Genomic DNA, 24,899 nt, shown 5'->3' with positions numbered 1-24,899 from the left:
CTACTCCTCCGGAAAAATGCTTTCCACGAGTTTTTGCTGTTCCGCGCGGTGTTCCTTGAGCCTGCCGCTTGCGGCGCTGGCGGATTCCGGCCTGCCGTGATATCCGAGCGCGACGTCCGGGAAATTTTCCAGAAACCGGTCGCGGACAAATTGCCACGCGCCGAAATTTTTGTGCTCCTCCTGGACCCATGTAATTTTTTTATTTTGCGGATACCGGCCGAGCGCTTCCCGCACCTGGCGCGCCGGAAACGGGTACAGTTGCTCGATCCTGATGATCGCGGTGCGCGCTGCGGGCGCCTTTTCCTGTTGCGCAAGCAAGTCGTAATACACCTTTCCCGAGCATAGGAGCACCCGGACGACGTCAACGGGCGAGACGGGATCACCCAAGACCTCCACAAAGGTGCCGTTTGACAAATCAGAAAACGGCGATAAGGCGGACGGATGCCGCAACAGGCTCTTGGGCGACATGACGACGAGCGGCTTTTGCAAGGAACCTTTTGCCTGGCGCCGCAGCAGGTGGAAATACTGCGCCGGCGAGGTCGCGTTGCACACCTGGATGTTGTTGCCGGCGCATCGCTGCAGGAACCGTTCCAGGAGGCCGCAGGAGTGGTCGGGCCCCTGGCCCTCGTTGCCGTGGGGCATGAGCAGGACCAGGCCGTTTTTCTGCTGCCATTTTTTTTCCGCGCTGCAAAGGTAGTTGTCGAGGATTACTTGGGCGCCGTTAGTGAAATCGCCGAACTGGGCCTCCCAAATCGTAAGCGCCGACGGGTCTCCGAGGGCATAGCCGTATTCGAAGCCAAGCACCGAATATTCGGAAAGCGGGCTGTCGAACAGCCGAAGCATCGCCTGGCCCTGCCGCAGCTCGTTCAGCGGAGTGCGTGAAACCGGCGTTTGACTCTTTGCGTCCCACCAGACCATGTGGCGCTGGGCGAACGTGCCGCGCTCGCAGTCCTGGCCGCTCATGCGCACCGGCGTTCCTTCGAGCAGAAGCGATCCGAAAGCAAGCGATTCGGCAAAGGCCCAGTCAACCAGTTTTTTTTCGTCAAGAAGCCTGGCCTTTGCCGCGACGATCTGCCGCAGCTTCGGGTGCATGGAAAAACCTTCGGGCACCGTGGTGAGGCAAGCGGCCACCGCGCGCAGCGTTTTTTCCGCGACACCGGTGAAGACCGGCGGTTGTTCCTTTTCGTCAACTGGCGCCGGCTCGGGTGCGGCCGCGGCCTCGGCCCTTGCCTTGTCAAGAGAGAATTTGAGCCGGTCGTGATACGTTGAGCGCAGCCGCTGCTGCTCCTGCGCGCCCATGACGCCCCGCTGCTCGCAGCGTTTGCCGTACATGACGGCAACGCTTTGGTGCTCCGCGATGAGCTTGTACATGTGCGGGTGCGTGAAGGAAGGTTCGTCGCCTTCGTTGTGGCCGTGCCGGCGGTAGCAGAAGATGTCTATCACGCAGTCGCCGGCGAACCGCTGCCTGAACCGCAGCGCAAGCCCCACGGCATAGACGAGCGCCTCGGGATCGTCGCCATTGACATGTAAGATGGGAACGGCGAGCATCTTGGCCACGTCGGTGGGAAAAAACGTTGACCGCGCGCTGCGCGCCGACGTCGTGAACCCGATCTGGTTGTTGATCACGATGTGTATCGTGCCGCCCGTGGCATAGCCGGGCAGCCGCGAAAGGTTCATTGTTTCAGCCACAATACCCTGGCCCGAAACCGCGGCGTCGCCGTGGATGAGCACCGGCACCACGCGCTTGCGGCCGGCATCGCCCTTTTTATCCTGGCGCGCCCGGGCGATCCCCTCCACCACGCCGTCAACCGATTCGAGATGGCTCGCGTTGGACGCAAGAGTGACCCTGATGGAGCTGCCGTCCTCGTTCTTGTGGACCATGTCGTAGCCGATATGGTATTTGACGTCGCCGGCGCCGCCGTACATTCCCGGATGGTAATTTTCGTCGAATCGCGAGAACAGTTCCTCGGCCGACATGGTGAGCACCGTGGTGAGGATCGAGAGCCTGCCGCGGTGCGTGGAGCCGAGCACGATGTCGCTGATCCCCTGCCGCGCCGCCTCGTCCACCAGAAAATGGAGCGCGGGCACGAGCGCCTCCGAGCCCTCGAGCGAAAACCGGCGCTGCCCCAGAAAAAACGTGTCGAGAAAATGCTCGAGCTCCTCGGTGCGCAGAAGATCGTCGAGGATCGTTTCCCGCTGTTCCGTCGTGATGTCGGGCCGGTTGCGGGTGGTTTCCATGGTTTCCACGAGCCAGCGCCGTATCGCCCGGTCCTGGATATGGAGGAACTCGACGCCGATTGACGAACAGTAAGTATCGCGGAACGCCTCGATGAGGGTCCGCAACGGCGCGTTTTGCGGCCGCATGGCCCTGCCCGCGAAAAAGACCAGGTCGAGATCTTCCTGCGGAATGCCGAATTCCTCGAGGGTGAGCCGCTCGTAATCGCCTTTTGCCGGATGGGGCAGGTAGCTGTGGTCGAGCGAATAGTCTCCCAGCGGATTGAGTTTCGCGTACAGGTAGCCCACGTCGCGGAATGCCCAGAGCAGGCTGTCGACGCGGCTTTGCTTAAGCTGCTGAAAGGGCTGGCCGGCCGAAGTCTCTTTAACAGGAGCAGTTGCCTGCGTCGCGGGTGTCAAGGTACCGTCATTCTTCGCAAACACCTCGTGCCATTCCTTTGGGACGCCGGCGGGGTCCTTTTGCCACAGGGCATACAGGTCTTCTATATAGCCGATGTTGTCCATTGGTAACCGTCCCTGACCTGAAGTACTAGCTCGCACCTCACCGCAAAGGCGCAAAGAACGCAAAGTCAAATGGATTTTTTTTCATGGCACATTCTCTTGTAAATCTTCTTTGCGGCCTTTGCGTCTTTACGGTGAATGTATCATTTGCACACCTTATCGAAGTCCCAAAGCCCCCACCACCAAGTCCGGTCTGTCAACAATGATCACGCCTGCATCCTCAAGCACCGCGATTTTCTCTTCAACGCCGCCCCTTCCCGCCGAAATAATGGCGCCGGCGTGGCCCATCCTTTTTTCCTGCGGCGCGGTTTTGCCCGCAACATAGGCGACCACCCGTTTCGACATATGGCGGATATATTCGGCGGCGCGCTCCTCGTCGTCGCCGCCGATCTCGCCGATCATGACGACCGCCTCGGTGGCTTCGTCTTCATCGAAAAGATTGAGCAGTTCAACGAAACTCGTGCCCTTCACCGGGTCTCCCCCTATACCAACGACGCTCGACTGCCCCAGGCCGGCAGCGGTGAGCCGCGCCACCACCTCGTAGGTGAGCGTGCCGGAACGCGACATCACGCCGACAGGCCCTTTGCTAAGGACAGGGGCCGGAATTATCCCCGCCTTGCACGCGCCCGGCGTCGCGAGCCCCGGGCAATTGGGGCCGACAAGCCTCACACCCCTGTTATTGACATATTGGCAATTCTCGACCATCTCAAGCACTGGTATCCCTTCGGTGATACAAACGATGAGCGGGATGCGGCTGTCCGCCGCCTCCCTGATCGCTGCGGAAGCATGCGGTGCCGGTACGAACACCACCGAGCAGTCCGCGCCGGCCGCAGCCTTCGCTTCCTCCACCGTGTTGAACACGGGCAGAGTTCCTACTTGTGAACCTCCCTTTCCCGGCGTCACGCCGCCCACCACGTCGGTTCCTTCCCGCTGCATGGCAAGAGCGTGGAACGACCCGTCGCGCCCGGTGATGCCCTGGACCAAAACGCGCGTTTCCCTTCCGACAAGTATGCTCATGGCGCGGCCCCCGCGAGTTCCACGGCCTTTTTAACAGCGGCAACCATGTCGGTCTGCGTATGGATGGCTGCGTCCGCCAGCATGGCGCGGCCCTTTTCCCCGTTGGTACCGGTGAGACGTACCACGAGCGGCAACCCGATGCCCAGTTGCCGTTTGGCAAGAAGAATGCCCTGCGCAATGTCGTCGCACCTCGTGATGCCGCCGAAAATATTCACGCAAATCACCTTCACCGTTTTGCCGGCGAGCAGGAGTTCGAACGCCGCAAGGATTTTTTGGGGGTTCGAGCTTCCGCCCACATCGAGAAAATTTGCCGGCCTGCCGCCGAACAGCTTGATCAGGTCCATGGTCGCCATGGCGAGACCGGCTCCGTTCACCATACAGCCGATGTCGCCGTCGAGCCCCACATAGCTCAGGCCGGCGCGTTGGGCGGCCATTTCGCCTTCGCCGTACTCCTCGCTGTTACGGAGCGCCTCGAGATCGGGGTGCTTGTACAGGGCATTGTCGTCAATGATGATCTTTGCGTCGGCGGCAACAAGCTTGTTATCTCTTGTCAATATATATGGATTAACTTCGACAAGAGAACAGTCTTTTTCGTATAAAAGGCGCGATAATGCCGCGACGGCATCGGCCGCCATAGTCGCGATTTCCTTTTTTCCAAACACGCGCATGAGTACGCCCTCGCCCACAACGGGCGCGCGGGGAGCCAGGGAAACCGGCGCGGTCACGATTTTTTCCGGTGCGGATTTGCTCGTTTCCTCAATATCAACTCCGCCGGCCGCGCTCATGACGCACTGGACGCTCCGGCTCGCACGGTCAATGGTCAGTCCCACGTAAAATTCCCCTTCCGCCTTCAGCCGTTCGGCCACAAGCACTTGCTTAACGGGAAATCCGTTGATCCGCATGGCAAGCATGCCGCGCGCGGCCCGTCCCGCCTCTTCCGGTGTGGCCGCAAATTTCACGCCGCCCGCTTTGCCGCGGCCGCCCGAAAGCACCTGGGCCTTTACGACAACGTCGCCGCCCAGCTGCTGCGCGGCGGCCGCAGCTTCCTTTTCCGAAAAGGCAAGAATGCCTTTGGGAACGGCGCAGCCGTGGGCCGCGAGCAGCTCCCGCGCCTGAAATTCATGCAGTTTGATGGCCGCCCTCCTTTTGCGCGGTTATCGCCCGTTTTGTTTCATTAATGGTCTTTGTCACCTTGATGCCGCGGGGGCAGACCCTGGTGCAGTTGAAGCGGTTCTCGCATGCCCAGGCGCCGTCGGGTGCGTCAAGGACGTTGAGCCGCTCGCCCGCGCCGATGTCGCGGCTGTCAAATATGAAGCGCGCCGCCTGCACCACGGCCGCCGGGCCGACAAACGCCGGGTTTACCTGCGCCACCACGGGGCACGACGAATAGCACGCGCCGCACAGGATGCATTTGGTGGGATCGTCGAAGCGCGCCCGCTCCTCCGGCGACTGGAGCACCTCGTGGGAACGCGGCAGCGCGGCAGGGACGAAAAAGGGCTTGACAGAACGGTATTTTGCAAAGAATGCGTCAAGGTCCACCATGAGATCGCGCTGAAGGGGCATGGAACGCAGCGGCTCGAGCACCACGACGCCGCCCTCCACGGCAACGTCCCTGATGATTGTTTTGCAGGCGAGGCGCTCTACCCCGTTGATGAGCATGGCGTCCGAGCCGCAGATGCCGTGGCAACAGCTTTTGCGCACCGCGAGCGTCCCGTCAAGGCGGTGCTTGACATACAGGATCGCTTCAAGGACTCGGTCGGACGGATCGGCGTCCACCGGGTACTCCCGGTACTGGGGCGGCGCGCCGGTTTCGGGATCAAACCGTTTGATTCGCAGGACAATGTTCATGAAAAGTCCGTTTCAATAAGTGCGCGCCTTTGGCGCGAACCGCGACGTGTCGACACCCTTGGAGCCGAGTCTGACCTTTGTGCCACTGAGCCACGCCAGCGTGTGGTTGAGAAACCGCTCGTCATCGCGCTGCGGATAATCCTCCCGCGCATGGCCTCCCCTGCTCTCGGCGCGATGCGATGCGCACACCGCGGTGACCAGCGAGAGGTCGAGCAGGTTCGAAAGCTCCAGCGCCTCGAGCAATTCCGTGTTGAACCGGGAGCTCCGGTCGGAAACGCGAATGGAAGCGATGCTTTCACGGAGCGCGGCTAGCTCCGTCACGGCCTCCTCCATGAGTTTACCCGTGCGAAAGATGCCGACCTTGTCCATCATGATGCTCCGCATGCGTTCGCGGATGTCTGCCGCGTTATCTTTTCCCGTGCCTTCAAATAATTTTGACAGCTCCAAGCGTGCCGTCGTTGCGGCGTCGCCGTGAAGGGGCGTCAAATCGCAATGCTTGACATACTCCGCCATGTGTCTTCCGGCGCGGCGCCCGAACACGACGAGGTCGACAAGACTGTTGGTGCCCAGGCGGTTTGCGCCGTGCACCGAAACGCACGCGCACTCGCCGGCTGCATACAACCCTTCGTACGCATCCGTTGCGCCGTCGAGCACGCGGCCGTTCAGGTCGGTGGAAATCCCGCCCATGGCGTAATGCGCGGTGGGCTGGACCGGGATCGGCGCGGTTGCCGGATCAATGCCGAGATAGGTGCGGCAGAAATCGGCGATGTCGGGCAGCTTGGCCTCCACCGCGTCCCTGCCGATTCGCGTTGCGTCAAGGTTGAGAAAATCGTCGGCGCCGCCGGTGCCCAGAACGCCCCTGCCCGCGCGGATCTCGGTGACCATGGCGCGGGCGATCATGTCGCGCGGCGCAAGATCGAGGAGCGTGGGCGCGTACCGTTCCATGAACCGCTCTCCTTTACCGTTGCGAATCACCCCGCCCTCGCCGCGCACCGCCTCGGTGATGAGGATGCCCATGCCCCGGATGCCCGTGGGATGGAACTGGAAAAACTCCATGTCTTCGAGGGGAACGCCGCGCCGGGCAAGCACGGCCGGGCCGTCGCCCGTGCTGGCAAGGGCGTTTGAGGTGGTCGCGAACATGCGGCCGAAGCCGCCCGTGGCGACCAGCACCGCTTTCGCCCTGACCACGTACAGCAGGCCGGTGGCAAGCTCGAGCGCCACAATGCCGCCGCATGCCTTGTTGTCAAGCAGCACGTCAACGAGCTGGAACTCGTTGAAAAAAACCACCTCGTTTTTCACGCACTGCTGGTACAGCGTCTGCAGTATCATGTGACCGGTGCGGTCCGCGGAATAGCAGGCGCGGCACACCGGCGCCTCGCCGAAATCGCGGGTATGCCCGCCGAAGCGGCGCTGGTCGATGCGGCCGTCGGCCGTGCGGTTGAAAGGAAGGCCCCTGTTTTCGAGATCGTACACCGCGCGCACCGCCTCCTCGGCAAGAACAAACGCGGCGTTCTGGTCAACGAGATAGTCGCCGCCCTTGATCGTGTCGAACGCGTGCCATTCCGGTTTGTCAGCTTCAACGTTGCCGAGCGCGGCGGCAATGCCGCCCTGCGCCGTGCCCGTGTGGCTGCGCACCGGATGCACCTTGGAAAACACCGCGGTTTTCCTGTTCGCGGCGCTGCATTCCAACGCGGCGTACAGGCCCGCGCCGCCCGCGCCCACGACCACGGCGTCGAAATCGCGGACGGCGGCGATGCCGTTTTTGGCGAGCGCGGGATGCGTCATGCCGCCTCCGCGTTGAGCACGCCGCCGGCAAGCAAAACGCTGCGCTGCCGGTCCGATACGTCAAGCACGGCCACGATGACCCGCTCGTCGATCTCCGCGGCAATCTCGGTCGCGCCTGCCTCGATGGCGCGCCTGATGCCGGCAAAGACGATCCGGTCGCCCTCCTCGACGAAATCGTAGTCCCTGGGGTCTTTGAACACGAGCGGCACGATGCCGAAGTTGACGAGGTTCTGCTTGTGGATGCGCGCGAAACTCTTGGCGATCTTGGCCACCACGCCGAGATACCGCGGCGCAAGGGCCGCGTGCTCGCGCGAGGAGCCCTGGCCGTAATTTTCCCCGCCCACCACGACCCCGCTGCCCGCCTCCTTGGCGCGCCGGCTGAAGGACGGGTCGAGTCCTTCAAAAACGAAATCGCTTATTGCCGGAATGTTGCTGCGGAAGGGCAACACGCGGTTGCCCGCGGGCATGATGGCGTCGGTGCTTATGTTGTCGCCCACCTTGATGAGCACCGCGGCCGAAAGCGATTCGGGCATTGCGCCGAAACGCGGCAGCGGTTTAATGTTGGGGCCGCGCACGATCTCGACACCGCTTGCGTCGGCCGGCGGCATGATGAACCATTCCGGCTTGAAAAAATATTTTTCCGGGAGCGTGATTTCCGGATACGGTCCGAGCGTGCGCGGGTCGGTTATCCTGCCTGTCAAGGCCGATGCCGCGGCCGTCTCAGGCGAACACAGGTAGACTGCATCGTCCTTGGTGCCGCTGCGGCCCTTGAAATTGCGGGGAAACGTCCTGAGCGAGACCGTGCCGGTGGCGGGCGCCTGTCCCATGCCGATGCAGCCGAGGCAGGCCGGCTCGTGGACCCGGCCGCCCGCTTCGATGAATGCGCGCGTCCCGCCCGCCCTCATCACGTTGACGAGCGTCTGGCGGCTGCCGGTGTTGATCTCGAAATCGACGTTGGGGTGTTTCAGTTTGCCTTCCACGATTTTTGCGGCGATCATGAAATCGCGGTAACTGCCGTTGCACGACGAACCCAATATCACCTGCTGCACCTCCACGCCGCGAAGGTCGGCGGCCCGCTTCACGTTGTCCGGGTTCGACGGGCACGCGACCAACGGTTCTATTGTGTCAAGATCAATCTCCGTGTGCTCGTCCCATTCGGGGCCGCCGCCGGCCGACAATTCCTGCCAATCGCTTTCGCGGCTGTTGCGCGCCAGGTACTGGCGCGTTACTGCGTCCGACGGAAAGACCGCGGCCGTGCATCCCATGTCGACCGACATGTTGGCGATGGTGGCGCGCGCGCTCATGTCGAGGGTGGCGACGCCCGGCCCGAAAAACTCGATGATCCTTCCCAGCCCGCCTTTGCTGGTATGGCGCCGCAGCAATTCGAGGATGACGTCTTTGCCCGAAACATACGGCCTCAGCATTCCCGTAAGGTAAACTCCCCACACCGCGGGCGTCATAATATAGTAGGGTTTTCCGGCCATGGCCTGCGCCACCTCGATGCCGCCCGCGCCCATGGCAAGCATGGCGAGGCAGCCGCCCGTGGTGGTGTGGCTGTCGGAGCCTAGGAGCGTTTTGCCGGGTGCGCCGAAGCGCTGGCGGTGCACGTGGTGCGACACGCCGTTGCCCGGCCCGGAAAAGATCGCGCCGAACTTTGCCGCGCACGACTGCAGAAAACGGTGGTCGTCGGCGTTGCGGGAATCGGTCTGGATCACGTTGTGGTCCACGTAGCTCACGGCCAGCTCGACCTTGACGCGCGGCAATCCCATGGACTCGAATTCGAGATACACCATGGTGCCGGTCGCGTCCTGGGTGAGCGTCTGGTCGATGCGCAGGCCGATCTCGCGGCCCGGGCCCATTTCCCCTTCGATAAGGTGCGCGCGCAGCAGCCGTTCGGTCAATGTGTTTTTCATTGTGCCTCTTATTTTGTCAAGTACTGACGGAGGGGCCGATCATGTCCAGCGGCCGCACATAGGTTTCGAATTCTTTTTCGGTGACGAACCCGAGCGCCACCGCCGCCTGCTTGAGGCTCGACTTGTCCTCATGGGCCTTCTGCGCGATCTTCGCCGCCTTGTCGTAGCCGATGTGCGGGGTGAGCGCGGTCACCAGCATGAGCGAGCTGGCGACATGCCGGGTGATTGCGGCCGCGTCCGGCCTGATGCCCGCGGCGCAGTGCTCGTTGAAACTCCTGCACCCATCGGCAAGCAGCCGCATCGACTGGAGCAGGTTGTGGATCAACACGGGTTTGAAAACATTGAGCTCGAAATTGCCCGATGCGCCGGCGAAAATGATCGCCGCGTTGTTGCCCATGACCTGAACCGAGATCATGGCGAGCGCGTCGGCCTGCGTGGGGTTTACCTTTCCGGGCATGATCGAGCTGCCGGGCTCGTTGGCCGGAAGAATGAGCTCTCCGATGCCGCACCGCGGTCCCGAGGCGAGCCACCGTATGTCGTTGGCGATTTTCATGAGCGAGGCCGCCACGGTGGCGAGCGCGCCGCTGGTCTCCACGATCGCGTCGTGCGCCGCGATTGCCTCGAATTTGTTTTCGGCCGAGACAAACGGTTCGCCGGTCAGCTCGGCGATTTTTTGCGCTACCCGCTCCGCGAACCCGGCAGGACAGTTGAGCCCGGTCCCCACCGCGGTTCCGCCCTGGGCAATCCGGTACAGCCGCGGCAGGCACTGCTCGATCCGCTCGATGCCGTAGCGCACCTGCGTGGCATACCCGGAAAATTCCTGGCCGAGCGTGAGTGGAACGGCGTCCATCAGGTGCGTGCGCCCGATCTTGACAATGGGGGAATATTCACGGCTTTTTGCCTCGAGCGTCGAATGCAGGCCGCTCATGGCGGGAAGCAGTTTTTTTCTGATCGCCGCAACCGCGGCGATGTGCATGGCGCTCGGGAACGAATCGTTGGTCGATTGCGACATGTTCACGTCGTCGTTGGGGTGCACCGGGTTTTTGCTGCCCTTCACGCCGCCCAGAAGCTCGATGGCCCTGTTGGCGATCACCTCGTTGACGTTCATGTTGGTCTGCGTTCCGCTGCCGGCCTGCCATATGCCGAGCGGAAACTGCCCGTTCAATTTGCCCGAAATTATTTCGTCCGCGGCGCGGATGATGGCCTGCGCCTTTGCTGGGGAAAGCATATCGAGGTCGCTGTTGATTATCGCACTCGCTTTTTTCACGATGCCCAAGGCCCCGATAATTTCATGCGGCATCTTTTCCGCGCCGATATCGAACAGGGTCCGCGACCGCTCGGTCTGGGCGCCCCAGTAGCAGTCTTGCGGCACCTGCACCTCGCCCATCGTGTCTTTTTCGATCCGATAATTCATGGAATCGTTTTCCTCATTCTATATTGATTAAATGAACGCAAAATTCCTGCCGATCAGGGGAAAATTCAGTCCAGATTCATGAACAATGCCGAAATCCGGATGTGAAGGAGGCGTTTATTTTAAATCACGCAATAGTGAGAGAAGGTCCCGTTCTTAAATCTGCAAAAACCGTTCTCGGAATTGAGAATACCGGAAAAAAATGGACGCTCCCCTGCTTTGTAGGATCAACCTGGAAATAATGAACTTTGATTAATAGGATGAGACCTCAGCAGCCCGCCCGAACTTGACGAAGGGGAGGGAAGCGCCCATAGCTTTATTATCTTGCACTTGTAAACAAATTACTTTTCCGCAACATCCTTCAAATTCGCCAGCCCCGCGGAAAAATCCCTTCCCGGCATCTTTTCCATGTTGAAAAACATGCGGTTCAATGCGTCGAGCAGGAAATGCACGGATCGTACGCGCGCACCAGCATCTCGGCCCATTGTTTGACGCGCTCTTCCGGATCGTTTGCGTGCTCCGCCACCAGCGCCTCAAGATCCTTCTGGATATTTGCGTGGTTCTGGTTGGTGGGTATGATCAGGTTGGCGGCCACACAGTTGCCTCGTTCATCGAATGCATATTTGTGGAACAGGGTCCCCCGCGGCGCCTCCACGCATGCCGCCCCCACGGCGGCCTGCGGACTTACAACCGGGTAATGTTCCCGCTCCATGCCCCGTTCCAGCATCTCGTCGAGCAGCACTGCCGCGTGCTCCACGATGTGCACGCACTCGACGATTTGCGCAATGGTGTTCATGAACGGATTGTGGCGCCGCCGGTCAAGCCCGAGCGCCGAAGCGGCCTTTTTCGCCCGGGGCAGCAGCAAGGCGCCGTTGAGGTTGAAACGGGCAAGGGCACCCGTGGCATAGGATTCCCGGTGCAAGCGCGCCCACTTAGCTGTTGACATAGGGGGAATATACTCGCGGACTGCGGCCTCAAAACCGGCCGGTAGAATTCCATCCGCTGCATCACTGCTTGCGACCTCTCCATCGTATATGCTGTAAAGGCCGGGGCGCCTGACGGCGACGTATTCCGTTTCGCGTTGAAAATCGGGAATTCTGTCCAGAAAACCGCGCGCCTCCTCGACGAGTGACTCGAGCGGTTTGACCTGATCCTCAATTTTTTTCATGAGTGCACGCATGGTTTCCACCGAGGGAAGCATGCACATGCCTCCCACTCGGAACGACACCGGATGGGTCATTCGGCCGCCGAGGCGCTCCATCATATCATTGCCGAGCCGGTGAATCCCCATCACAGACTTTACAAAGGCGGGTTGAGATTGGGCAAGCGGGAAGATGGAGGCCGCGCCAAAGAAATCGGGCGCCGCGAGGAAGCCGATATGCAACGCATGGCTTTCGAGGTGCTCGCCGTAAAGGGTGAGTATGCGCAAAAGCTCGGTCTGACGGGAAATGGTAACGCCGAATGCCGCCTCGATCGCCTTGAGTGCGGCAAAGGAATGCGTGACCGAGCAAATGCCGCAAATCCGGCTTACCACGGTCTGGATGTCCTGAAAGTTGCGGCCGCGCACCATGGCCTCGAAAAACCGCGGCGCCTCCGGCACCTGCCATTCGACCTTTTCCACGCTCCCGTCCGCGACGACGATGTGAATGCCGCCGTGCCCTTCGACACGGGTGACATGCTTGACGGTTATTTCGGTTCTTTTTTTCATGAGTGACGGAGGCATCAGCGCGTGTTGAACAATGCGATTTTGTCAACAAGGCTTTCAAGGGTGATGTTGTATTCTTTCATCATTCCGCGCGCCGCGTTCACGTTGGGATCGTCGACCAGGCCGCGGCAGCCGAAGCACCAGAAACCGGCCGAGGGGCACGGCGCGTTGCACCCCGCGCGGGTGATCACGCCGAGGCAAAGTTCGTTGTAATCGTAGCGGCAGGGATTTCCCCGCATCTTGCATTCCACGCACACGGGATAGGAGGGGATGTCGGGCTTCGTTCCGATGACGATGCTGGTCATGACCTTGGTGAATTCCACCAAGTCAATGGGACATCCATGGATCGTGTATTCCACCTGCACCACTTCGTGTATCGCCTTCGTTTGGTAAGTTGCGAACTGCGGCAGGCCCGCGCTGCTTCCATAAACGCACGATTTCACCTCATCCAGGTCCGACGCATTCTTGATCTTGTTGACGCCGCCGATGGAGGCGCAGGCGCCGAGCTCGATGAGCACCGGGGCCTGCTCCCGGATGCGCCTGATGCGCTCCTCGTCTTCCGGCCTGGTGATCGACCCCTCGATGAGTGCGATATCATACGCTGCACCGTGCTCGGACATTCCCTCCCGCCATTCCACAATGTCAACAACTGCGAGGAGATCAAGCAGCTTTTCGTCCATGTTCAGCAATTGGAGCTGGCAGCCCTCGCAGCAGGCGAAATCGAACACCGCAACACGTTGCTTTTTCATAATCGCGAAGCCCGATTGAATGAATCCGGTTATCCCGCTATTGTAATTGCGTCCACCGGGCAGCTTTCCGCCGCTTCCCGGCATAATGCCTCTTGGTTCGCTGGCACGGGGGTCGAAACCGCCTCCGCAAACCCGTCTTCGCCCATCGAAAAAATAGAAGGGCATATCTGGGCGCACAATTCGCAGCCAACGCATAAACTCTTGTCAACGGCGGCTTTCATTTTCCTTCCTCCTATTTCATTGAACAATCGCCTCCGGATCAATGAGAACGAGCTAATTTTATGCCAGAGAGATAACCTATTTTATCGACGGAAACCTATTTCATTCTTGGCATGAATTTTGAAGTTTATCGGGAAACAATCAAAAAAGGATTTTGCGTGCCCGACCTGCCGAGCTCTTTTGAAGAATTGATTTTCACCTATGAAAAACCCGTGCTGGTTGATTTCTGGGCGGTGTGGTGCGCGCCGTGCCGGATCATGAGCCCGACCATCGAGCAAATCGCGAAGGAATATTCGGGCCGGCTTCTGGCGATAAAAGTGAACGTTGACGACAAGCCGCTCATCGCCACCCGGTATCAGATCGGTAGCATCCCGACGGTCATGATGTTTTGGAAAGGAAAGCCCGTTTTACGGATCATCGGGGCGCAACCGTTGGAAGAGGTCAAACGCCAGATCGATGAACACTGGCCGGAGCAGCCTTCTCAAGCCGCAAGCCAACCCCTGTTCGGCTCCTAGGAAAACATACCGCTGGGGCCTTCACTGCCGCCGCATGCCTTGTATAAATCAATTAATCGAAATGGTAACTAGGAGTGCCTTGTCTCGTTGAAGAAATCAAGAATGCGTTGTCGGTGATCGTGTTCATCATCGCAGAGATCCCGGAAGAGCCACAAAGCCGGTGAGTCCTCTTTCGAAGCCAAGGCCAACTCAAAGTAAAATTCCCCGGACGAGGATTCAAGCTGCAAGGCGCGATGACGGACTAATTGATAATCGGACAACTGGTGAGTATATTGTCGAATCGCGCTTTCAACTTCTGAATTTAATTTTTGGATGCTCGTGAGATCAGGGTCCATGGCCTCCAGGGGAAAAAGATCTTCATCAAAAAAGCGCTCCATGCCTGCCTGGAATAAGATCGCATGATGCTCTTCTTCATTCATCAGTTTAAGCCAGAACGGTCCGTCTACGGGAAATAATCTATCCAATAAGCGATAGAATTCCGCGCATTTCCGCTCCATACGAATGGTTGCGTCAAAAATGGCAACAAGCCTGTCATCCATCTTACCGCCTTACCATCAATCAAGCAAACCCTTTTCGATGAGCCAGCGCTCGGCATCGAGCGCGGCCATGCACCCGCTGCCGGACGCGGTGATGGCCTGCCGGTATTTCCTATCCGCAATGTCGCCGGCCGCGAAAACGCCGTCAACCGAGGTCATGGTGGAGTTGGACTGCGTCCGGATATGGCCCGAATCCTCGAGCCTGATTTGAGAGCCGAGGAATTTGTTGTTCGGCACTTCGCCGATCGCTTCAAAGGCGCCGCTCGCCGCGATGTCGGACGTTTCTCCGGTTTTCTCGTCCTTGAGCCGCAAGCCGGTGAGCACTTCGTCGCCGAGGAACTCCACGACGGTTTTGTTCCAGAAGACGTCGATTTTTTTATTTTCGAGCACGCGCTGCTGCATGACTTTTGAGGCTTTTAATCTGTCCCGCCGGTGAATGACGGCGATTTTTATTCCGAACTGCGTGAGGTGGAGTGCACTTTCGGCCGCGCTGTCTCCCCCGCCTATGACGGCCAAAGGCTTGTCCCTGAAAAGCGGCAGGGCGCCGTCGCATACGGCGCAAGCTGAGACGCCCCTGCCCCAGAATTTTTTTTCCGATTCCATGGGCAGCCGCCGGGCCGCTGCGCCGGTCGCGACGATGACGGCCTTCGCCTCGACGTTTTTACCGTTGGCGCAGGTCAGGGTGAACGGCCGCGCCATCAGATTCGCAGAGACCACGTCGCTCGCGATGGTTTGCAGACGGTATTCCCGCACCTGCTCGCGCATGAGCCGCACGAGCTCCGGTCCGTCAAGGCCCTTCGGAAGCGCGGGAAAGTTTTCGATCACGCCCGCGTTCATGAGCTGGCCGCCGGCGATGCCGCCGCTCTGCGCGCCTTCGATGACCAGCGGCCCGATGCCCGCCCGCGCGGCGTACAGCGCGGCGGTGAGTCCCGCAGGACCGGATCCGACAATCACCAGGTTTTCCATATCCGTTCTCTCCTATAATGGGTGTTAACTGTATTCACGGCCGTCCTTTTCAGAATTCCAGGGCCCCTCCCAATGTTACATGCGAAAAATCCTCATCAAGCCCTGAAAGATGTCCCCTGCATGCCTGCGACTGCTCGAGGAAAAGCCCTTTTATGACGTCGTTCTCCTCAAGGTCTGCCAGCTTTGAAAATAACTCAAGCTCCTTTTTTTCCTTGTTTGAAATAAAAATAAATACCTCGTTGATCGTCGTGAGGTTTCTCAGATTGATGTCAAGCATATACTGGACAAATGGGCTCAAAACCTGTCGTTCCGTTTTGTCCATTATCTCATCGGCGTTTCCCATTGCCGCGATAAGGCTCCGTTCGTGGTTCCTTTTGCGCTCCGCCATATTTTTGAGCAGTTTTTTCTGAGCCGAGCCGCGGATGAGCCGGGCGATGTTCTCGTAGCACCACCTCATTTCCCGGCAGCGGAACAGGAAAAACTGGATAAAGTCATTTCTTCGCGGCTCGTCCTGTGAAAAGATCACCGCTTCGACGACCGGGGCATGCTTCTCACCCGCCGGCGGACTGTCTTTTGGCTCTTTCTTTTCGTCAGAAGGCATAAGGCATCCGCCTGTTCCTTTTATTACTAAGGTGGCCATATTATTTGGACGGCCTTTTCGTCACCTGGGGTTGAGACGGCGGCAGCACCGGAACCCTTAAACAGGAATCGGGGATCGTCCCTGTAAGCGCATTGAAAAATGCCATGACGTCGGAAACTTGCATTTCCGACAGCTCTTTGTCGAGCTGGACCCTGGCCATTATCCTCACCGCTGTGTCGAGCGAGGCAACCGACCCGTCATGGAAATAGGGCGCGGTCATGGCAATGTTTCGCAGCACCGGCACCTTAAAAACATATTTGTCGCTTTCATCGCCCGTTACGATGAAGCGGCCGAGATCCTTTGTCGCGCTTTTCGTAGAGATCCAGTAGGGCTCTTTGATTCCGAATTTTTTATACTCTTGTCCTCCCAGATACGGACCGTTATGGCAGTTTGAGCATCCCGCGACGATAAAAACGTTCATCCCCGTTTTCTGGGCCGCCGAAAGCGCCGACGCGTCTCCGTTTTCAAATGTGTCAAGCGGACCCGGCGTGACGAGTGTCCTTTCAAACGCCCCGATCGCAAGCGCAAAATTTTCCGGCGTTACCGGATCGGCGCTTTTGGGAAAAGCGGCCCTGAACAGCGGCGGATATCCGGGAATCGACTTGAGGACTTTCATGGCCGAGTCGTACGACGGCATGCCGAGCGACACCGGCCCCACGAGCGCCTGCTTCGCCTGGTCTTCAACGTCGGTCCTGTTGCCGACCCAATGCGCCGAAATCTGGGCGGCGGCATTGAAAACGGTCGGTGCGTTCCTCGGGTTTACTTTACAGGAATTGCCGATTGCAAGCGGCAGGCCGTCGGTGCCGTACAGGCCGAAAAGATGGCAGCGCGAGCAGCTTGCGGTCCCATCCTTTGAAATGCGGGTCTCAAAAAAAAGAATCCTTCCGAGAAATGTTTTTTCCGGGGTGACATCGTTTTTCGGCGACGCCATCACCGCAGGCAGGACACCGAAAGTCCTGAGCGCGATCTCCATAAGACCGGAATCATTTTCCCCGGCGCCGGCCGCCGTAGGTGCGGCGAGGGAGACACCGCCAAAGAATATCGGGAAAACAAAATAAAAATTTAAACGGCGGGCGCTCATGACTTTTTAATCCTCTTGCCTAGTTCCCGCCGCCAATTTTTTTTATGGTGCCGATTATTTTATGCGCTATTCTCCTGCCGCCCTCAATGGTGTAATGGATTTGGGCCTTTGCATATTCCTTGATTTCGTCAAGCGTTGACAACCGGTTGCCGGCCTTGATTACGGCATTGCTGTCGAGGGAGAAGGTGTCCTGCTGTTCAAGGGCCGCAGAAATGATCATGGTTCTGCCCTGGTCCCGGATGGACCGTATCACACCCTCGGCCATTATCACGTCGTAGCCTTTTATCACCGCCGGGGGCGCCTCCCGCCACATGGGTTGGGTCGCGATGCGCATGGCGATTTTTTTACCTTCCTTGATCGAATAATGCACATGCACGGGGATCTTGGGAGCAAGATCCTTCATGGTCGCATTTATTTTACCCGCCTTTATAATGACCGCGCTGTCGACCTTAAAGGTGTCTTCCCGCTCAATGTTTGCCTTGAGAACGAGGGATTTTCCTGCGATATCGACGGACACGATGCGGCCTTCTATCATCACAGGGCTTTGTAATGACGAAGGTGCCGACGCCTGCTTTGCCTCCTGGACCGCAAAGGTCCAGCCGGCACACAGCCCGAGGAGCAAGACGATTGCAAATGTTCTTTTCATAGCGGATCCTCCTTAAAAAAGATGAATCACCCTGGGATTAAATCGGCATAAAATCTTCGGAAGCACCTCGTTTTTTATTTCTTTTTCCGGCTTTCATTTCAAGATACGCCTTAAGGGCGGTTGCATTGTTAAACGCCCTATCGCTTGACGCGTGGAGCAGCGTGAGCGTTCCTTTATTATTTTCACCGCTAAGGATTTTTAACTCATGTTCCTGTTTATCAAGTTCGGCAAAATAACGCCGTTTGAATTCGGGCCACCGGCCGGGGTCATGGTGAAACCAGGTTCGCAGCGCGGTGCTCGGTGCGATTTCCGGAACCCATGCCTTTATGGCAAGACCTTCTTTCTTTTTACCGCGCGGCCATAAACGGTCCACGAGAAACCTCGCCCCGTCGCTTGCCTCGACGGGATCATACACCCGTTTTACCTTGATCATACTTTCGGCCTTTTCACGGTCGTCCGCGCACTCCAAGGATGCTTGCCAGGATATTTCATATTGTCAATTGATAAGCGGCATAAACCATGAGACGGTTCGGGCCATCGATATCGGTACCCGCGGAAATCAGAATATGGTGCGCGGCATTGACATTGACGATGCCGCCCCCGTTTAACCCGGTTTCCGCCTGGTTGGCGTTCACCGCCTTGGTATTGTGGAAGAGTTCCGCCCCGAGCGTGAACATTTTGGTAATATCGTATTGGGCTTCCCATCCGAGAGACCAATAATTAAATTGGGAGTAGCTTGGACTGAACCACATTCCCCCGCCGCCGTATGTGGTAAAGGCGCCGAAACTTTTCTGCAGCCACAGCGGAACAAAAATCTGGTAGCGGCCGGTTCCGGTGCCCCGCGCCGTGTCTCCGGTAGGAACAAGCAGGTGCGGGAACGTTCCCACCTGCGGAAACCACGGATATTCTTTGATAAATCGGTATTTCACGCCCAGTTCTATATCGCCGATCCCATTGCGCAACCCCCCTCCGCTGGGATTCACGATGAGGTAGGGGGCTATGATATGCAATTGCCCGCCGGGAAACGCGCCGAAATTTACCTCTACGTGCGGGAGCGTCCCCTGGATTCCATAAGCATTTTCTTCTATCTGCGAACCGACATAGACTTCCCAGTGAAGGAAATCCACAGGTTCAGGGTCGTCGGTAACGAACGGCGGTCCTGCGAAACTCTTCTGCGAAGCGGCGAACACCGCAGCAAGAATGGCTCCATAAAAAACTATTTTGCACGGTTTCATTTCTCAAAATCTCGCGGTTTTTTTATTCATCAGCAGTTACAATGAGCAATAGATGTTCCAAAAGTGTTCTTGTTCAACGGTGCCGCTAATATTTCCCCAATGTTTCTTCCAATACTTTTTTTGAACTTAATCAAACTTTACTTCAGGCACATTGTTTGCGGTCATTTAAAATCGAAAATGGGGATTTTTATTTCCCTTTTGCATATTTAGGAATTTTTTTCTTTTACTTTCACTTTTAAGAAAGGAGTTTTTATGGCTGACAGTATCGACCGTAAGAAAATCGAGCAGCGCGCCTACCAGATTTTTGAAGAACGGGGCAGGACTCACGGGTGGGATATCGATGATTGGATACGAGCTGAAAGGGAAATAAAAAGCCTGGAGAAAAACAAAAAACCATTAGGCAGAAAAAAAACATTTCTGTAACAAGGTCGATTTTAAAAAGGCCCGCAGGTAAGGGCCTTTTTCAATTTTTGGCGATTCCCGTTTCAGCCGCTATCGCTGAGGCGACCATTGGCAAGGCGGAAATAAGATTTCATGTGGCAAAATATGCCGTCCATAGTATCCGTAAAACAATAAACGGAGGGAAGGGAGAAATTATGAATAAAACCATGGGGACAAGAAGGGTATTTCCTGAACGGCAGGATGAGTACGAAGCAAGAGAAAAATATCCGGAACCGGCGGTGTGCCCGGAGTGCGGGGACGTTTTCAGGAATGGACGCTGGACCGGACGTAAAATGTTTCCCAGCGGCGACTTGTACCTTGCAAAATGTCCGGCCTGCAGCAGAAAGGACGGCAACCGGCCGGCCGGGGACATCAAAATCAGCGGGCCTTTTTTTCAGGCCCATCAGGCAGAGATACTGAACAGGATCAGGCGCATTGAACGCAAAGAAAGAGGGACGCATCCGCTCGAGCAGATCATCGCGATGCATTCCGAGCCGGACTACGCCGACATCTCCACGAGCGGGATCCATCTTGCCCGCAGAATAGGAGATGCCTTGCGGCATTCCTTCAAGGGCGACCTGTCGTATTCCTATGGCAAGGGCGAAAAGAGCATTCGCGTTATTTGGGCGCGAAATTAAGGTAGGATTTTTCCGAGCGGAAATGGGATGGAAAAATGGCGACACGCGCGCAAATAAAAAAAATTCACGCGTTAAAATCCGTCCTCAATCTTGATGAGGATAATTACCGCACGATGCTTTCTTCGTTTATTATGCCCGACGGGACGCCGGTGTGGTCGAGCAAGGACCTTACTTTCGATCAAGCCTCTTCCCTCATCGCCGCCCTGGAACATTCCATCGATCATTCTCCGTCTTTGCAAAAGCGCCTCTATGCATCCGCGAAACAGCTTCGCCTGATTGCTGTCTTATGGAAACGGATCACCCGGGCAAACGATGAAGAAGGCGCCTCGAACACCCTTCACGCTTTTTTGCGGCACAGGTTTCACGTCCGGCGCTTTGACAGGATTCCTAAAAAACAAATTGGAAAAGTGATAAAATCCCTGCGCATAATGACGGAACATCGCCCTGCGCCGTAATGAACCGCCGAAGGGATAGCTCTCCACCTTAAAAATTAAAGGGGTTGGTAGGTCGCGCAATCGGCATGACTCTCATGGAGAGAGAACCGTACCGAGCCCGCAGTGCATTGCAATAATTTATTATAAACGCATGACTGCACCTTGCATGCCCCTACCCCGCCCGAGACATTTTGCAAACCGCCTTTAACGTTCGTTTTAAAAAACGTGTCACAGCTTGCGCAAATTTCATTCGGGCCGCCGACATTGATGGCGAATGCATGGCATTTTTTATTCTGATTGAACGAACATTCCATCGCATCGCATTCTTGAATCGCGGCCATCATTTCTTCTTTTTCTTTCATAGGTCTGACTCCTTTCTCGCTTGCCGTCCGTTCCCAAAAAAAAAAATTCACTCACTCATGTCTCGCCGTAATTCTTATGCCCACGATAATTTTGTCTTTTTCAAAAAAAAATGGCACGTGCGGTAATATTTAGGAACAAATTTTAAAAATGAAAAATTGAGGAGATGCTTCGTTTGTGAGGCAGCACCGATATCCGGCCTTCAATTTAACGCCGTTACCACCGTATAATCGGGTGCAATGATTTCCTGTTTTTCCGCCTTTGGCGGGATAAAATGTTTCTTATGATTAAGATACCAGATTTTTACGTCAAATAAAAATTCTCTCGACAGGTCGGCCAGCATGAGAAGAATTGCATTTATCCTCTCATCTTTTTCAACCGCCGCATAGGAAAGATAAAACTCCAATTCATCGGCCGCTGTTTCATGGACGTTTTTAAAAATATGCTCCAAACCTTCATCAATTCCTTCGCAGGGCGGCAGTGAAATTTTTTCCTCGCCCATGAGATAAACCCGAGGCGCCAGTTCAATGCCGAGGCAATGGACGATTTTTTCTATAATAACCCGTTGTGCGTCTTTTTTAACGCTCAAATAATTATAAAATGCCTTTTGAACGAGCGTCTCGGTTGCGCATTCTTTCTGTTCAAAAAACGTGACAGCCTCTGTTGCACGCTTTATTGCCGAGGTTAATATCCGGGTTATTTGAGAATGATTGACGGGGTTTTTATCCGAAAATTTTATGAAAGGATTTTTAATCGTATTGATCTGTTTCATTTTATTCCTCCAATTTTTATAACGTTTAAATTGCCCCCAATTCTTAAAAGGAAAACTGCAATAATAATGCCAATATTTGGCGAGCATCCGAAAGTTTAAAAGTGGAGTTTATCTGTTATAAAAGATGGTGTCAATACATCCCGAAACTCGCAAGAATCTCTTTTACCTTCTGGGGAGAAATGGGTTTTTCCAAATAATAATCTGTTCCCAGCGCAAAGACCGCTTGCTTGGTTTTTTCATCGCCAAAGGCGGTCATCACGAAAATTTTGCACTCTTTCTGATTTCTTTTGGCGGATTTGATCACTTCATAGCCATCGTAGTTTGAGATGCCGCTCAATTTGAGATCGGCAATGACTGCCTGATAGTCGTTTTCCTGAAGGAGCTTTAGCGCATCATGCAGCGTTTGCGCTGTGTGGATCTCAACTTCAGGTCCCGCAAGCGTTTTGGAAAATGCAAAAAGAATCGCCTCTTCATCGTCGACAATCAACAGTTTGTTTTTTTTCTGGTCCATGCTGTTCTTTTCCGAGCCCCTTTTCAATCCCATATCTGGAAAATAAAAAAAATTAAAAGCCACCCGCCTCAAAATAAAAGAAATTTTATAATGCCGTTTAACCGCTTTTCCCCATCTCACTAAATTTATTTGCAATATTCCTGCCATTAATAATTAGGAAAACCTATCATAAAAAAACATCAAATTACAAATCTTAAGGTTTTTCATAACGGTATATTCTTACTATTGATTATCAGTCATTCTAAAAAATGAGATTTCGATATTCTTTTTGTTTTAAAAATCCAGGTTTTCGGAATATTTTCTGGCATATTAATTGCCATTTTTTCATCCCCATGGTTCTGATTTTTGGTAAAAGCACAAAAAGGGTCTTTTTCAAGGAGGGCCTATGGTATGCAATGGAAAAATGCAATGCCTGGAATGTGTTTTGAGATCAACATGCCCTTCCAATACCCGCGTATTTATCAATTATTGCGGAAGCATGCCGCAGTCGCTCAAGGAACAAATTAATCGTGCCAAAGTGGATTGCCGGGTCCGCCGGCGGAGTTTGAGATATCACCGAATGCCTTTTGTCCGCTCTGCCGATATTTATGAGCCTTCAGGCGGCATGGTAGCAACGCACTGTCACCTATAATAAATGGCAAAGGAGAGTCCCAATGGAAAGCACGGTTCTTGAACAGGAAAAAACGGAAACGGTCCTGCGATTTCCCAAGAAATCTTCGGCCGCACTTCTTTCCCAGACAGTTCAGCAGCCCATAAAGCAATATTTGTATTTCGCCTTTCGCAGGAGTCTCCGCGATAAGGAGACCTACGAAGATGCCGCATCGCACATCCCTGATGACGACCGGCGCATTTTTCTTCTCGAAATGGCACTGCGAAAGAAGGAAGAGGCGGAACTTTTATACAGCTTTTACAAGGCGGATGGATATCGTGCGATGCTTAAAATGAAAAAACGAAGCATTATTTCCATTCCGCATTATCAACCAGGAATTAATATGTCGCAGATCGCTTCAATCGAAGACACGTATTCTTTTGCGTTCGCCCGTGAACACAACAAGCAGGTTCTCTATTTGAACCTGGCCGGTCTCGACAGCAATCGTCAAACGAAAAACCTTTTCAATTACCTTTCCCAACTGCAAACGAACCACATCTCGTTCATTGAAGAGAAGCTGGCCCGGTTAACCAGGCAATACGCCGTATAGAAAGCGGCTTTTCAAGCTTTGCGGCACGCAGGTTGAACATCAGCGCCGGCCGCAATCGAGCGGCGGAACACTCTCTATTTTCCTTCATCTACTTTTGCAAGTTTCCGGTAGAGCGACGAGAGGGAAATGCCGAGAATCTCGCTTGCCTTATACTTGTCGCCCGCGCAATGGTCAAGCACCCTCTTTATATGTATTTTCTCCATTTCCTCGAGATTTATCGGGGAGAACCCGTTCCCCCCTTGCAATGGGGACGGCGCCGCAGCGTTGAGTCCGGGAAAATGGACGGGTTCGATTTCCTGCCCTCGCGCCAGCAAAAAGGCCCTTTCCAGCATGTTCCGCAATTCGCGTATATTCCCCGGCCAGGGATACGCCACCAGAAGGTCGTTCACGGTCCTTGACAAAGGCAAGTGGGAATAATCGAAACTTTTCAGAATTTGTTCGCACAGTCCGGGAATGTCGTCTTTTCTCTCGCGCAGTGCCGGCAGATGAACGGGGAAAACGCAGATCCGGTAGTACAGATCGTTCCTGAATTTTCCGGATTCTGTTTCCTTGAGCAGGTCCCTGTTGGTGGCGCATATCAGCCTGAAATCGCTTTTCCGAAGGTGGTTTTCCCCTATTCTCCGGAACGATTTCTCTTCGATGGTCTTGAGCAGCTGCGCCTGCACTTCCATGTCCATGTCCCCTATCTCGTCGAGAAACAGGGTCCCTCCGTCGGCAACCTCGATAAGCCCTTCCTTGTCCTTGATGGAGGAGGTGAATGCGCCTTTAACATGACCGAACAACTCGCTCCGCAGAAGGTCTCCCCTGAGGCTCGAGCAGTTCAACTCGACAAAGGCCTCGGATTTTCTTTCGCTCTGGTTGTGAATCCATTTGGCAAGCAATCCTTTGCCGGTGCCGGTCTCGCCCAGGATCAGAACCACGGTATCGTTGGCGGCGGCGACGGCAGCGTGCTCCATCACCTCGGCAATGGTCCGGCTTGAGCCGAAATACGGTTCGTCCTGTTTGCCAAGACGGTTTTGAACCAGGGCCAGTTTCCGGAGGGATCCGATTTCAAGGGATTTCCGCAGCGAGGCGAGCAGGTCGGTCATTTCAACCGGCTTGGTGAGAAAGTCCTCAGCGCCGTTTTTTGTCGCTTTTACCGCCGTGGGAATGTCGCTGCTGCCGGTGATGACGATGACCGGAAGATGGGGATATCCCTTTTTCAGCTCGGGAAGCCATTCAAGGGCGTCACCATCCGGCAATTTCAAATCGAGGACAACTGCGTCAAAGCGGTCTGATGAAACGGCATTCTTTGCATCCGCAAGGTTTGAGGAGCTCTGCGTCGCATACCCGTTCTTGGTAAGGTATCGCTCATAGGCGAACAAAGCGGCCTCATCGTCTTCAACGAGAAGTAATTTTTGCGTTCTCATAGGGTTTCCCACCTATAAAAAAAGAAGGGTGCGATATCCAAAGATTCCCAATTCAAAAAAAATTCTTATTTCCATTATCAGGGTAATTAAAATAGGCTTTTTTCTCAATCACCTGCAATTAAATCCAGTGGCA

General features: G+C 55.7%; 26 protein-coding genes. 5 read left to right on the top strand and 21 right to left on the bottom strand.

Translation table 11 applies throughout. From position 1 onward, the window contains the following. The 10 genes from VLX68_14800 to VLX68_14755 form a co-directional block, all read right to left on the bottom strand. Entirely contained in the window at window positions 1–2,739 is a 2,739-nt protein-coding gene (locus VLX68_14800; GenBank protein HUI93512.1) for a 2-oxoglutarate dehydrogenase E1 component, read from the bottom strand. 153 nt (window positions 2,740–2,892) lie between these two features. Beyond that, window positions 2,893–3,753, bottom strand: coding sequence for a succinate--CoA ligase subunit alpha (gene sucD, locus VLX68_14795; protein ID HUI93511.1), 861 nt, complete (start codon window positions 3,751–3,753; stop codon window positions 2,893–2,895). Next, window positions 3,750–4,856, bottom strand: a complete 1,107-nt coding sequence (sucC, locus tag VLX68_14790) for an ADP-forming succinate--CoA ligase subunit beta (protein HUI93510.1) — start codon at window positions 4,854–4,856, stop codon at window positions 3,750–3,752. The genes sucD and sucC overlap by 4 nt, the downstream gene beginning before the upstream one ends. 16 nt (window positions 4,857–4,872) lie before the next feature. Further along, a complete protein-coding gene (locus VLX68_14785; protein ID HUI93509.1) occupies window positions 4,873–5,601 on the bottom strand; it encodes a succinate dehydrogenase iron-sulfur subunit in 729 nt (242 codons plus the stop codon). Between the two features lie 12 nt (window positions 5,602–5,613). Continuing rightward, on the bottom strand, window positions 5,614–7,386 hold the full coding sequence (gene sdhA / locus VLX68_14780) for a succinate dehydrogenase flavoprotein subunit (protein ID HUI93508.1): 1,773 nt from the start codon (window positions 7,384–7,386) through the stop codon (window positions 5,614–5,616). After that, window positions 7,383–9,299 (bottom strand): aconitate hydratase, encoded by a 1,917-nt coding sequence (locus tag VLX68_14775; protein ID HUI93507.1) that lies wholly within the window; start codon window positions 9,297–9,299, stop codon window positions 7,383–7,385. The genes sdhA and VLX68_14775 overlap by 4 nt, the downstream gene beginning before the upstream one ends. Before the next feature lie 16 nt (window positions 9,300–9,315). After that, complete coding sequence (gene fumC, locus VLX68_14770) at window positions 9,316–10,713, bottom strand: class II fumarate hydratase (protein HUI93506.1); 1,398 nt, start codon at window positions 10,711–10,713, stop codon at window positions 9,316–9,318. Between the two features lie 424 nt (window positions 10,714–11,137). Then, window positions 11,138–12,418, bottom strand: a complete 1,281-nt coding sequence (locus VLX68_14765) for a Ni/Fe hydrogenase subunit alpha (protein ID HUI93505.1) — start codon at window positions 12,416–12,418, stop codon at window positions 11,138–11,140. Between the two features lie 14 nt (window positions 12,419–12,432). Continuing rightward, window positions 12,433–13,164: a hypothetical protein gene (locus VLX68_14760; protein HUI93504.1), complete on the bottom strand. Its 732-nt coding sequence runs from the start codon at window positions 13,162–13,164 to the stop codon at window positions 12,433–12,435. A gap of 29 nt (window positions 13,165–13,193) precedes the next feature. Continuing rightward, complete coding sequence (locus tag VLX68_14755; GenBank protein ID HUI93503.1) at window positions 13,194–13,385, bottom strand: ferredoxin; 192 nt, start codon at window positions 13,383–13,385, stop codon at window positions 13,194–13,196. 156 nt (window positions 13,386–13,541) lie between these two features. Between VLX68_14755 and trxA the strand changes: the two genes are divergently transcribed. Continuing rightward, window positions 13,542–13,898 carry a thioredoxin gene (gene trxA, locus VLX68_14750; protein HUI93502.1) on the top strand — a complete coding sequence of 119 codons (357 nt, stop codon included), beginning with the start codon at window positions 13,542–13,544 and terminating at the stop codon, window positions 13,896–13,898. A gap of 68 nt (window positions 13,899–13,966) precedes the next feature. Here trxA and VLX68_14745 read toward each other — a convergent pair whose 3' ends face one another. The 7 genes from VLX68_14745 to VLX68_14715 are packed head-to-tail and all read right to left on the bottom strand — an operon-like array spanning window position 13,967 to window position 19,002. Next, window positions 13,967–14,437: a hypothetical protein gene (locus VLX68_14745; GenBank protein HUI93501.1), complete on the bottom strand. Its 471-nt coding sequence runs from the start codon at window positions 14,435–14,437 to the stop codon at window positions 13,967–13,969. A 15-nt stretch (window positions 14,438–14,452) separates the two neighbouring features. After that, window positions 14,453–15,400, bottom strand: coding sequence for a thioredoxin-disulfide reductase (gene trxB, locus VLX68_14740; protein HUI93500.1), 948 nt, complete (start codon window positions 15,398–15,400; stop codon window positions 14,453–14,455). Window positions 15,401–15,449: 49 nt separating this feature from the next. Further along, window positions 15,450–16,001, bottom strand: a complete 552-nt coding sequence (locus VLX68_14735; GenBank protein ID HUI93499.1) for a hypothetical protein — start codon at window positions 15,999–16,001, stop codon at window positions 15,450–15,452. Between the two features lie 40 nt (window positions 16,002–16,041). Further along, window positions 16,042–17,121, bottom strand: coding sequence for a cytochrome c peroxidase (locus VLX68_14730; GenBank protein HUI93498.1), 1,080 nt, complete (start codon window positions 17,119–17,121; stop codon window positions 16,042–16,044). Window positions 17,122–17,140: 19 nt separating this feature from the next. Further along, complete coding sequence (locus tag VLX68_14725; GenBank protein ID HUI93497.1) at window positions 17,141–17,767, bottom strand: hypothetical protein; 627 nt, start codon at window positions 17,765–17,767, stop codon at window positions 17,141–17,143. A gap of 37 nt (window positions 17,768–17,804) precedes the next feature. After that, complete coding sequence (locus tag VLX68_14720) at window positions 17,805–18,200, bottom strand: DUF488 family protein (GenBank protein ID HUI93496.1); 396 nt, start codon at window positions 18,198–18,200, stop codon at window positions 17,805–17,807. A 55-nt stretch (window positions 18,201–18,255) separates the two neighbouring features. After that, a complete protein-coding gene (locus VLX68_14715) occupies window positions 18,256–19,002 on the bottom strand; it encodes a transporter (GenBank protein ID HUI93495.1) in 747 nt (248 codons plus the stop codon). A 252-nt stretch (window positions 19,003–19,254) separates the two neighbouring features. Between VLX68_14715 and VLX68_14710 the strand changes: the two genes are divergently transcribed. The 3 genes from VLX68_14710 (at window position 19,255) to VLX68_14700 (ending at window position 20,536) form a co-directional block, all read left to right on the top strand. After that, window positions 19,255–19,425: a DUF2934 domain-containing protein gene (locus VLX68_14710; protein ID HUI93494.1), complete on the top strand. Its 171-nt coding sequence runs from the start codon at window positions 19,255–19,257 to the stop codon at window positions 19,423–19,425. Window positions 19,426–19,598: 173 nt separating this feature from the next. Continuing rightward, window positions 19,599–20,081: a BCAM0308 family protein gene (locus VLX68_14705; GenBank protein ID HUI93493.1), complete on the top strand. Its 483-nt coding sequence runs from the start codon at window positions 19,599–19,601 to the stop codon at window positions 20,079–20,081. Window positions 20,082–20,116: 35 nt separating this feature from the next. Next, window positions 20,117–20,536, top strand: coding sequence for a phage protein GemA/Gp16 family protein (locus VLX68_14700; protein HUI93492.1), 420 nt, complete (start codon window positions 20,117–20,119; stop codon window positions 20,534–20,536). Window positions 20,537–20,571: 35 nt separating this feature from the next. Here VLX68_14700 and VLX68_14695 read toward each other — a convergent pair whose 3' ends face one another. From VLX68_14695 to VLX68_14685, 3 genes are all read right to left on the bottom strand, one after another. Then, window positions 20,572–20,877 carry a DUF1540 domain-containing protein gene (locus VLX68_14695; GenBank protein HUI93491.1) on the bottom strand — a complete coding sequence of 102 codons (306 nt, stop codon included), beginning with the start codon at window positions 20,875–20,877 and terminating at the stop codon, window positions 20,572–20,574. Window positions 20,878–21,077: 200 nt separating this feature from the next. Continuing rightward, window positions 21,078–21,647, bottom strand: coding sequence for a hypothetical protein (locus VLX68_14690; GenBank protein ID HUI93490.1), 570 nt, complete (start codon window positions 21,645–21,647; stop codon window positions 21,078–21,080). 130 nt (window positions 21,648–21,777) lie between these two features. After that, window positions 21,778–22,158 carry a response regulator gene (locus tag VLX68_14685; GenBank protein ID HUI93489.1) on the bottom strand — a complete coding sequence of 127 codons (381 nt, stop codon included), beginning with the start codon at window positions 22,156–22,158 and terminating at the stop codon, window positions 21,778–21,780. Window positions 22,159–22,811: 653 nt separating this feature from the next. On the opposite strand from VLX68_14685, the gene VLX68_14680 reads away from it, so the two are divergent. Next, on the top strand, window positions 22,812–23,357 hold the full coding sequence (locus tag VLX68_14680; protein ID HUI93488.1) for a hypothetical protein: 546 nt from the start codon (window positions 22,812–22,814) through the stop codon (window positions 23,355–23,357). Between the two features lie 74 nt (window positions 23,358–23,431). On the opposite strand, the gene VLX68_14675 is transcribed toward VLX68_14680, so the two are convergent. Further along, complete coding sequence (locus VLX68_14675) at window positions 23,432–24,766, bottom strand: sigma-54 dependent transcriptional regulator (GenBank protein ID HUI93487.1); 1,335 nt, start codon at window positions 24,764–24,766, stop codon at window positions 23,432–23,434. Between the last annotated feature and the right edge of the window lie 133 nt (window positions 24,767–24,899).

The sequence above is a fragment of the Chitinivibrionales bacterium genome, assembly GCA_035516255.1.
Lineage (GTDB): Bacteria > Fibrobacterota > Chitinivibrionia > Chitinivibrionales > FEN-1185 > FEN-1185.
The sequence above is the reverse complement of the archived record's forward strand: the minus strand, read 5'-3'. Positions and strand labels throughout refer to the sequence as shown.